Source organism: Oxalicibacterium sp. (assembly GCF_035565035.1).
In the GTDB taxonomy this organism is placed as follows: Bacteria; Pseudomonadota; Gammaproteobacteria; order Burkholderiales; family Burkholderiaceae_D; genus Oxalicibacterium.
The window spans coordinates 1-9,091 of the sequence record NZ_DATMTD010000067.1 but is presented as its reverse complement, the minus strand read 5'-3'; the positions used below and the strand labels follow the sequence as shown (position 1 = coordinate 9,091).

The 9,091-nt window shown below is 57.5% G+C and carries 12 protein-coding genes; 7 read left to right on the top strand and 5 right to left on the bottom strand.

All coding sequences use genetic code 11. The features are described 5' to 3' along the window. Positions 1 to 129 carry a DUF378 domain-containing protein gene (locus VN114_RS13475; RefSeq protein WP_414694198.1) on the top strand — a complete coding sequence of 43 codons (129 nt, stop codon included), beginning with the start codon at positions 1 to 3 and terminating at the stop codon, positions 127 to 129. A 99-nt stretch (positions 130 to 228) separates the two neighbouring features. Here the strand turns inward: VN114_RS13475 and VN114_RS06420 are convergent, their stop codons facing one another. Next, positions 229 to 810, bottom strand: coding sequence for an NAD(P)H-dependent oxidoreductase (locus tag VN114_RS06420; protein ID WP_325513148.1), 582 nt, complete (start codon positions 808 to 810; stop codon positions 229 to 231). 76 nt (positions 811 to 886) lie between these two features. On the opposite strand from VN114_RS06420, the gene soxR reads away from it, so the two are divergent. Next, complete coding sequence (gene soxR, locus VN114_RS06415; protein WP_325513146.1) at positions 887 to 1,348, top strand: redox-sensitive transcriptional activator SoxR; 462 nt, start codon at positions 887 to 889, stop codon at positions 1,346 to 1,348. Between the two features lie 40 nt (positions 1,349 to 1,388). Here the strand turns inward: soxR and VN114_RS06410 are convergent, their stop codons facing one another. The 3 genes from VN114_RS06410 to VN114_RS06400 form a co-directional block, all read right to left on the bottom strand. Continuing rightward, complete coding sequence (locus VN114_RS06410) at positions 1,389 to 1,715, bottom strand: chaperone modulator CbpM (RefSeq protein WP_325513144.1); 327 nt, start codon at positions 1,713 to 1,715, stop codon at positions 1,389 to 1,391. 17 nt (positions 1,716 to 1,732) lie between these two features. Next, a complete protein-coding gene (locus VN114_RS06405) occupies positions 1,733 to 2,659 on the bottom strand; it encodes a DnaJ C-terminal domain-containing protein (RefSeq protein WP_325513142.1) in 927 nt (308 codons plus the stop codon). Between the two features lie 73 nt (positions 2,660 to 2,732). Next, positions 2,733 to 3,431 carry a VIT family protein gene (locus VN114_RS06400; protein ID WP_325513140.1) on the bottom strand — a complete coding sequence of 233 codons (699 nt, stop codon included), beginning with the start codon at positions 3,429 to 3,431 and terminating at the stop codon, positions 2,733 to 2,735. Positions 3,432 to 3,646: 215 nt separating this feature from the next. Between VN114_RS06400 and VN114_RS06395 the strand changes: the two genes are divergently transcribed. From VN114_RS06395 to asd, 3 genes are all read left to right on the top strand, one after another. Then, a complete protein-coding gene (locus VN114_RS06395; protein WP_325513138.1) occupies positions 3,647 to 5,593 on the top strand; it encodes an AsmA family protein in 1,947 nt (648 codons plus the stop codon). Between the two features lie 76 nt (positions 5,594 to 5,669). Beyond that, entirely contained in the window at positions 5,670 to 5,894 is a 225-nt protein-coding gene (locus VN114_RS06390) for a hypothetical protein (RefSeq protein WP_325513136.1), read from the top strand. 52 nt (positions 5,895 to 5,946) lie between these two features. Continuing rightward, positions 5,947 to 6,816, top strand: a complete 870-nt coding sequence (gene asd / locus VN114_RS06385; protein WP_325513134.1) for an archaetidylserine decarboxylase — start codon at positions 5,947 to 5,949, stop codon at positions 6,814 to 6,816. Positions 6,817 to 6,949: 133 nt separating this feature from the next. Here the strand turns inward: asd and VN114_RS06380 are convergent, their stop codons facing one another. Further along, a complete protein-coding gene (locus tag VN114_RS06380; protein WP_325513132.1) occupies positions 6,950 to 7,159 on the bottom strand; it encodes a hypothetical protein in 210 nt (69 codons plus the stop codon). A gap of 187 nt (positions 7,160 to 7,346) precedes the next feature. Between VN114_RS06380 and VN114_RS06375 the strand changes: the two genes are divergently transcribed. Further along, positions 7,347 to 8,276, top strand: coding sequence for a DedA family protein/thiosulfate sulfurtransferase GlpE (locus tag VN114_RS06375; RefSeq protein WP_325513130.1), 930 nt, complete (start codon positions 7,347 to 7,349; stop codon positions 8,274 to 8,276). Positions 8,277 to 8,343: 67 nt separating this feature from the next. Further along, complete coding sequence (locus VN114_RS06370; RefSeq protein WP_325513128.1) at positions 8,344 to 9,030, top strand: MarC family protein; 687 nt, start codon at positions 8,344 to 8,346, stop codon at positions 9,028 to 9,030. Positions 9,031 to 9,091 lie beyond the last annotated feature (61 nt).

Genomic DNA, 9,091 nt, shown 5'->3' with positions numbered 1-9,091 from the left:
ATGGGTATGGATGTTGTTGCGACCATTCTGGGCGAAGGAACGATGGCGTCGCGAGTCGTCTATATGCTGGTCGGTCTGTCGGCGCTGTATGCAATCTACATGAGTTTCAGGCTGGGGGAACGCAGGTAGCTCGCAATGCCGATGAATGAAGCGGCGATGAACCGGATCTACCGGACATCGCCGCTTTTTTTGCGGGGAAACAAAAAAGGAAGCTGGATAAACGCAGCGTCAGGTTGCGATTTCCGCATACGATTGCACCGAGCGCGCTTGTTTCAGTGCAGTCGCCCACCAGTGCAATTGGGTCAGCATCATCGTCATCGACTGTTCGGCGCGATCAGTGTCATGCAGATTGCCATCGCGATCGAACTGCTCCCACGCATTCATGAAGCTGACAGTGTTGCGTACGGTCGTCGCATGCACTTCGGCGAAAACCTGCCGCAACTGTTCCACCGCGCGCACACCGCCCGACAATCCGCCGTACGAAACAAAGCCGACCGGCTTTGCCTGCCAGACGCCATATGCCGAATCGATCAGGTGCTTCAGCACCGCCGGATAGCCGTGGTTGTATTCCGGCGTAACGATGATGAAGGCATCGACGTCGGCAAGCTGCGTTTTTAGCGCGGCAAGCTCCGGCGCGCAATTTCGTTGCAACCGCATCGGGATGTCGATATCGGCCGGATCGATAACCTGCAATGAAAAACCCGCATGCTTTTTCGTCTGCACAGCCGCCCATTGCGCCACGGTATCGCAGAAACGTCCTTCACGCGTACTGCCGTAGATCAACGCCACCCTGATTTTTTCCGTTGCCATCGTTTCCCCTTGTTTGATTGCATTCGAATGCATGGAAGTGTAAAACCTCAACTTAACTTGAGGTCAAGAGGATGCAATGGAAAAACCGAAGCAGCGCGGGATGCACGAGGAACTGACAGTCGGTGAGGTTGCAGCCCGCAGTGGCGTGGCGGTTTCCGCTATCCATTTTTACGAGTCAAAGGGAATGATTGTCAGCCGGCGCAATGCAGGAAACCAGCGACGTTATGCACGCGATGTGTTGCGCCGGGTGGCGATCATCAAGGTGGCGCAGCGCATCGGCATGCCATTGGCGTTGATCGGTGATGCGTTGAAAACGCTACCGGCAGGAAAGACGCCGACTGCAAAGGACTGGCGCAGGATGTCGGCGGCATGGAAGGCGGATCTGGATGAACGGATCGACAAGTTGATGAAGCTGCGCAACCAGTTGAATCAATGCATTGGATGCGGTTGCCTGTCGATCAAGGATTGCCGCTTGCGCAATCCGGCCGACGAATTGTCCGTTGAAGGAGCAGGGGCACGTCTGCTCGATCCCGAATAGGAGATGATTGAGTCGTCTCAGTCAGCCGACTCTGAAGCAGTCAAAGCCGCGCATGAAAATGGCTGACGCGCGTCAGTTCGGCCTGCAGATTTTCAATACGTTCCAGCAAATCCAGTGCAAGCGCGATGCCGGCTGTGTTGATCTCCAGGTCCTGCGCCAGTCGTTGCGCAAGTTTCGCGCGCCGCAACGTGCTGCCGTTGAAACGCCATTCCTGCGGTTGTTCGCCTTGCGGTTGCAGCACACCTTCGAATACCCATGCTTCTATCGTTTCACTTTGCATGCTGCAACTGCGGCACAGTTCGTTCAGGCTCAGATAACTATCGTCATCGATCACCTGGATTTCCGTCTGGCGGATTGTCTCGTTCATGATTGTCTCCTTCACGATCAAGCGCGCGGGTTGAAGTCGAATGCATCCTTCATAGCGCGGTAGGCCTGTTTGGCTTCCTCACTGTCGGCGGGCGGCAGGGCGATGGCCAGTATGACGTACAGGTTGCCGGCTTCCTTCGCCGGAATGCCTTTTCCTTTCAGACGCAGCTTGCGGCCCGCGGTCGAGTTCGGTGGAATCGTCAGTTCTACAGGGCCGGCCGGGGTGTCGGCATTGACGGTTGCGCCGAGTGCGGCTTCCCACGGGGCCAGCGGCAAATCCATGTAGACGTCGGCGCCATCGACCCGGTAGTGCGGATGCGGACGGAAGGCGATTTCCAGATACAGATCACCGGCCTGACCGCCGCCGATGCCTGCGCCACCCTGACCGGCAAGCCGCAGGTTCTGGCCGGCACGAATACCTTTCGGAATATTGACACTGAGTGTGCGGGTACGATTGACGAGGTGGCCGGTTTCATCCATTTCAGGCAGGCGCAACGTGATCGAACGCTCGGCACCGCGATAGGCATCTTCCAGATCAATCTGGATTTTGGCGTGATGATCTTCGCCCGGCATGTGCATCGTTCGCTGGCGGCCTGTCTGTCTGCTGAACATCTGTTCGAAAAAGTCGCCAAAATCGGCGCCGTCGAAACCTGCGCCGTTTTGCGCGCCGGTACGGAATTCGAAACCGCCTTCGGCACCCGGCGGCGGCCGGAAATCCTGGTCGTTTTGCCAGTTGGCACCGAGCCGATCATAGGAGGCGCGCGATTCCGGCTCCTTCAATACCTTGTAAGCCTCGCCGACTTCCTTGAAGCGTTCTTCTGCATCGCCTTCCTTGCTGACGTCCGGATGATATTTGCGTGCCAGTTTGCGATAGGCGTTCTTGATATCGTCTTGCGTGGCATCGCGTTTGACGCCCAGTGTTTCGTAATAATCCTTGAATTTCATGTGCGGCCCTCTTGCGTTTGCCTTCAGAAAATTTCAAGCCATCCTGCGTGTTTTCTCTTTCTCGTTCCGGCCGTCAGACGACAGTGCCGAGCATTCTGCCGATGCCGAACGTGATGCCCATCGCCAGCATCCCGAGGCAACCGACGCGGATCGCGGCACGTAATGGAGGCGCGTTGCCGGCACGTGCGCCGAGCCAGCCGAGCACGACCAGAAACAGCAACGACGTCAATGCCAGCAACGGGATCAACAACGTCGATGGGACCAGTGCCGCTGTCAGCAACGGTAATGCCGCACCGGCAGAAAATGTAATCGCTGACGTCACAGCCGCTTGCACCGGACGCGCCTTCGTCCCTTCCAGAATGCCAAGTTCATCGCGTGCGTGGGCGCTCAACGCGTCATGCGCCATCAGTTGCTTGGCGACTTGCGATGCCAGTTCCGGCGTTACGCCGCGTGCCACATAGATCGAAGCCAGCTCGCGGTGTTCGGCAACAGGTTGGGCGCGGAGTTCCTCGCGTTCGCGATCGAGATCTGCTTTTTCCGCATCGCCCTGCGAACTGACGGAGACGTATTCGCCGGCTGCCATCGACATGGCGCCGGCGACCAGCGCGGCGACGCCGGCAGTCAGCAATTCGCTGCGGCCGGCTTCTGCTGCAGCCACGCCGAGCAACAGGCAGGAAGTGGAGATGATGCCGTCGTTGGCGCCCAGGACAGCCGCACGCAGCCAGCCGATACGGCCGTTGCTGTGTTGTTCGGAACGGGAGTGATGCTGCATGAATGTCCTCGGGCAACGATGTCGTATTACTGTATCACCGCAGTTGCCTTCAGGTCACCACGCCTGCTGCCGTCAATCGTGTCGTCCCTTTCCTACGCAATAACGCGTCATCGTCGGCATGACGGCGAACGATGCACTGATATATCCTCATGAGACTACATGTTGGCATGGGCCGGCGACGGGTGCCGTTATACAGACCGCGAGGATGAATGCGCATGCGCAGATGGCAAAAAGGAGTGCTGTGGGGAATAGCGGGGCTGGCACTGTTGCTGATGGCAGCCACGTTTGTCCTGCATGCGCTGGCCGGCAGCGACAGGCTCGAGCAGCTTGCGCATGACAAGGTCCGCCAAACTTGGGCGCGCGAACTGACCGTGGACGATATCGCGATCTCCATGTGGCCCACCCCGCGTGTCCATGCAACCAACGTCACCATCTCCAATCCTGGATGGGCACAGGACAAACACATGTTGCAGGCGTCCGGCATTACTGTGCGTCTGGCGTTGCTGCCGCTGCTGACAGGGAATGTGGTCGTGAAAGGCTTGCGCTTCGAACGCGTCAGGGTCAACCTGGAAACGGATCGAGAAGGCAGGCGCAGTTGGGAGATGCCGAAGAACGCAGAACAGCCTTCGGACATTGCGCTGAGCGATCTGCAGATTAAGGACGGTGTGTTGACAGTACGCAACGCAGACGGAACGCACAAAACGATGCATCTGGAAACATTGCATGCTGAAGCAACTGGCGATCTGCAGCAGGTGGTGTTCGATGCACGCGCCAACAGGAACGGGCAGATTCTGGAACTGGACGGCAAACTCCGCGATCTTTCCGCACTCGGCACGCCCGGCGCATCGACGGAAGGTGAAGTTAACGCGAAAATCGGCCAGGCAGCACTTTCCGCCAGCGGCCGTTTCCCGCTTGACCTTGCAATGCCGCGTTATGCATTCGCCGCATCCCTCGATGCGCAATCGCTGCAGCAGGCTTATACCTTTTTCGGCATTGACGAGCGCTCTCCGGTGCCGCTGAAGGCAAGCACGATGCTGCAGGGCGAGGATCGGAAGATCCATGTGAATCGGTTGAAGTTGCAAATGGGGGCATTGAATCTGGATGGCAGTGCGCAACTCGATATCAGCGATGCGCGACCGAATTTTTCCGCCAGGTTGCAGGCCGATCGTATCGACATGATTCAGACGTTTCTCGATGCCGGTCGACCACCATTGCCGCCAAAAAAACCGGGAGAGCTATTTCGGGACAAACCTTTGCCGTGGAAACTATTGGCGCGTCTGGATAACGCAACAGGGCATGTCGATGCTTCCATTGCATCGCTGAAGCTGCGTTCCGGTATGGAAGTCACGGATGCCGTGGCGCGACTTGATTTCGAGGGCGATCGCATGAGCGTACCGTCCTTCAAGGGAAAAATGCTCGACGGCATTGCGTCGGGTAATGCCGTCCTTGAAGGAAAAAAACAGGCGATCGACCTGAATCTGAAACTCGACAACACGTTGCTGAGCCGCTGGTTCAAGGAAACCGGCAGCAAGACTGCCATCAGCGATGGTCGGATGCAGGTCGATATGCGCATCCATGCGAGCGGCACATCGATGAAGGATCTCGCTGCGTCCACTACCGGGCCGATCGATATTCGTATTGGTCCGGCCAGGGTGCTGTCGGAAAAGGCAGGGCAGGCGGAATTCCTGCTCACCGGATTGTTATCGGCCAAGGATGCCGACAGCATCGATCTGTCATGTATCAGCGCGCGGCTTCCATTTCAATCGGGTGTTGCTCGCGGCGAAGGGATTGCCGGCGCGCGTAGCGATGTCAGCCAACTGCTCACGGGCGGTACGGTGGATTTACGATCGCAAACGCTGGACCTGCACGGCCGCGTGCGCGCACGTTCGGGTGTCAGCCTCGGCTGGTCCTCTCTTGGTGGCAACGTGAAAATCGTCGGCCCGATCAAGAAACCATCGTGGAAGAGCGATGAGGCCGGCAAGATCGGCACGATCGCGCGTATCGGGGCAGCGATTTTGACGAGCGGCGCGAGCATCATCGTCACGTCGATCTGGGACGGCGCGAACCCGGAATCCGATCCGTGCCAGCAGGTTTTTGTACAGCAAGGCAACGCGGGAAAGACGAAATCCGCAAAGGAAAATGCAGCTGTACCGGTCGATTAGACGCAGCGCACGATGGAATTCAAGGGCAACACCCGTTATGATGACGGCAGTTTTTGATCAGCAAAGGATGGCGGAGATGGCCCGCATTGAAGAAATTGTCAGCAAGCAGAAGGAAGGCGCGCAGTTCGTCATTTCCGCACAGATGCTGAGGATGCCGCCGGAAGAGTTCGATGCGCTGGCGCAGATATGGATGGAAGAAGGCGGTCCCGGTTTCGAAGTGGCCGGCGTGCCGCACCGTCGCGTCATCGATGGCGAATTCGTCATTGACCGTGTGACGGTCGTCAAGCCGTTGACCCGTTAATTCAATCGACCATCCGACAAGCAGCGATCCTCACTCAAAGGTTCATACCATCGTGTTTACCCGTCTTGCGGTTCTTCCCCAATATCTATTGCCGAAAAGGGCGTTGACTGCTTTTGCCGGACTGGTCGCCGGTGCCCGCGCAGGCCGTGTGACGACCGGACTGATTCGCTGGTTCATCGGCAAGTACGGCGTCAACATGGCCGAGGCAGCCAATCCGGATATCACCAGCTACGCAAGCTTTAACGAATTTTTTACGCGCGCATTGCGCAATGGCGCGCGACCGATCGCCGATGCGGACTTCATCTGCCCGGTCGATGGTGCGATCAGCCAGTTCGGCAGCATCGACCAGGATCGCATCTTCCAGGCGAAGGGCCACGATTATCTGACGACGGCCTTGGTTGGCGGCGATCAGGCATTGGCCGATCGTTTTCTGCACGGCAGTTTTGCCACCATCTACCTGAGTCCGCGCGACTACCATCGTATTCACATGCCGTGCGATGGCCGTTTGATGCGCATGATCTACGTGCCGGGCACGCTGTTCTCGGTCAATCCGGTCACGGCACGCGGCGTTCCGGGATTGTTCGCGCGCAACGAGCGTGTCGTCTGCGTGTTCGAAGGCGAACATGGCCCGTTCGTCATGGTGCTGGTCGGTGCCACGATCGTCGGCAGTATGCAGACAGTCTGGCATGGCGTGGTCAATCCGCCGCGTTTGCCGGCAGTGCGCGAGTGGCGCTACGACAAGCAGCATCTGGCCCTGAAGAAGGGCGAAGAGATGGGGCGATTCCTGCTCGGCTCGACCGTCGTCATGCTGTTTCCGAAAGATGTGTTGACCTTCAGCAAGGACTGGCTGGCCGCAGGACCGGTCAAACTGGGCGAATCGATGGCTGCCGTGGCTGAACACCGCGGTTCGCCGACGAACTGAACATTCATCGCGCACGCGCTCGATAGTGCGCTTGCCGCGAACAGGTGTCTGTCTGCCTGTTTTGAGTTGAGTTGTCGGTGCCGGCATTCGCCATTCTCCGGTGACCGGCGCCGGCAACCTGTCGTCCTTATCGTCAATTTCCCTTCGATGGAAACGGGTGGTCTTCGTCCACCAGGCCGTGGCGTTTTTCCTCGTTCTTTACCTTGTCGGTGGCACGTCCACCGGCGTCGTCCTGTTTTTTCGGAATCTTGCTGATTTCCTTTTCTGTTTCCTTGTCGGCCGGTTTCTTCTCGCCACTGCCGATATCGGCTTCCTCCGTCATGTGTTTCAATTCGCGTGACATGATGTTGTTCTCCATATGATGGTCGGTGATGCGGATTCGACTCGCATGACGGGCAAAGATTCGATATTTCTACGGCGTCCATGACCAAAGACAATCGCCTTGCCCTTTTGAAATGTTGCAGCGCGCCCTGATATGCCCTGTTATGCTTCGCCTCACGTAAAACGCTTTTCGGAACAATGGAACGGACATGGCTTTCCTGCTGGATTTGATCGAACAATACGGGTTGTTTTTTGTTTTCGGCAATGTGCTGCTGGAACAACTCGGCGCGCCGATTCCAGCCTATCCGACGCTGGTGATTACAGGGGCTTTGCTGGAACGTGGCGAATACTCGGCACCGATGTTGTTGCTGACAGGCGTGATCGCAGCGTTGATTGCTGATTATGCGTGGTATATGGCCGGTCGGCGTTACGGCGGACGCGTGATGGCGAAGTTGTGCCGTATCTCGTTGTCGCCTGATTCGTGCGTGCGGCAGACCGAAGGCGTGTACATGCGCTACGGCCCTGCGTCGCTGATCGTGGCGAAATTCATTCCCGGCTTTGCATCCGTCGCCAGCGCATTGGCGGGCGCGATCGGTACACGCTCGGGAAAATTCATTCTGTTCGATACATTGGGCGCTGTGCTGTGGAGCGGTTCGGCAATTTTTCTCGGTTCGCTGTTCAGCTCGGCAGTTTCCGATCTGCTCGACATACTCGCCAGCCTCGGAAAATGGGGCGTAATGCTGGTGGCCCTGGCATTCGCGGTTTACCTGGCAAAAAAATGGTGGCAGCGTTACATGTTCCTGAAGGATCTGCGCATGGCGCGGATCACCGTGTCGGAACTCGACCAGTTGCTCAAGAGCGGTAATCCGCCGACGATAATCGATGTGCGTACCGGTGTTGCACAGCAGGGCGGCCGCATTCCCGGTGCGATGGTAATGTCGGTGGACGACGACTTGAGTGCGCTGGTCATCAATCCAGAAACCAATTCGGAAGTCATCATTTATTGTGCCTGCCCGAACGAAGCATCGGCGGCGCGCCTGGCGAAAAAACTGATGCAGCGCGGTTATACGCGCGTGCGGCCATTGACCGGCGGTATCGATGCGTGGCTTGCGGCCGGTTATGCTGTCGAGCAGCAGTGACCTGTTCCAGTTGAATTGAAACATGCCGATGGCATCTGTCTTCGGTCAATTAGTCGAATAATTTTTCATGCTGATCCTGTTCCTCAAATCCGCGTTCCTGATCCCGATCACGCTGTTGCCGATTCTTAATCCATTCGGCAATGCGCCTGTATTTGCCAGCCTGCTCGGCAACATGGGACGCGAGGCGGAAAAACGCCTGGCGCGTCAAGTGGCGATCAACTGCTTTTTCATGCTGCTGGGTGCAATGTTCATCGGCTCGCATGTGTTGATGTTCTTTGGCATCTCGTTGCCGATCGTGCGTATCGGTGGTGGCATTCTGGTGATCGCGACCGGCTGGCGTCTGCTGCATGACAATAGCGGGAATGTGGATGCGATCCAGACGCAGGTAGTCAACAAGCAGGCAGATATCTGGTCGGACGAGGAATTCAAGGTACGCAGTTTTTACCCGATCAGTTTTCCGCTGACGGTTGGTCCTGGTTCGATTGCGGCCTCGATCACGCTGGGCGCCAATGCACCGACGCGTCTGCCCGACCTGGTATTCACGTTTGGCAGCGCCGCGCTGGGCGCTGCATTGACGGCGCTGGTGATTTTCCTGTGCTATCGCTATGCGAACAGCCTGGTTAACCTGCTTGGCAGACTCGGCACGATGGTGGTGCTCCGGTTGTCTGCTTTCATCCTGCTGTGCATCGGTATCGAAATTCTCTGGCACGGCGTTCTGGGGCTTCTTTCCGAATCGGGATTCATCGCCGGCTGATCACGCCGGACGAACTTCGCCGGTGGCGATTGTCGTCCGGTTGATGGTTATGACTGATGAC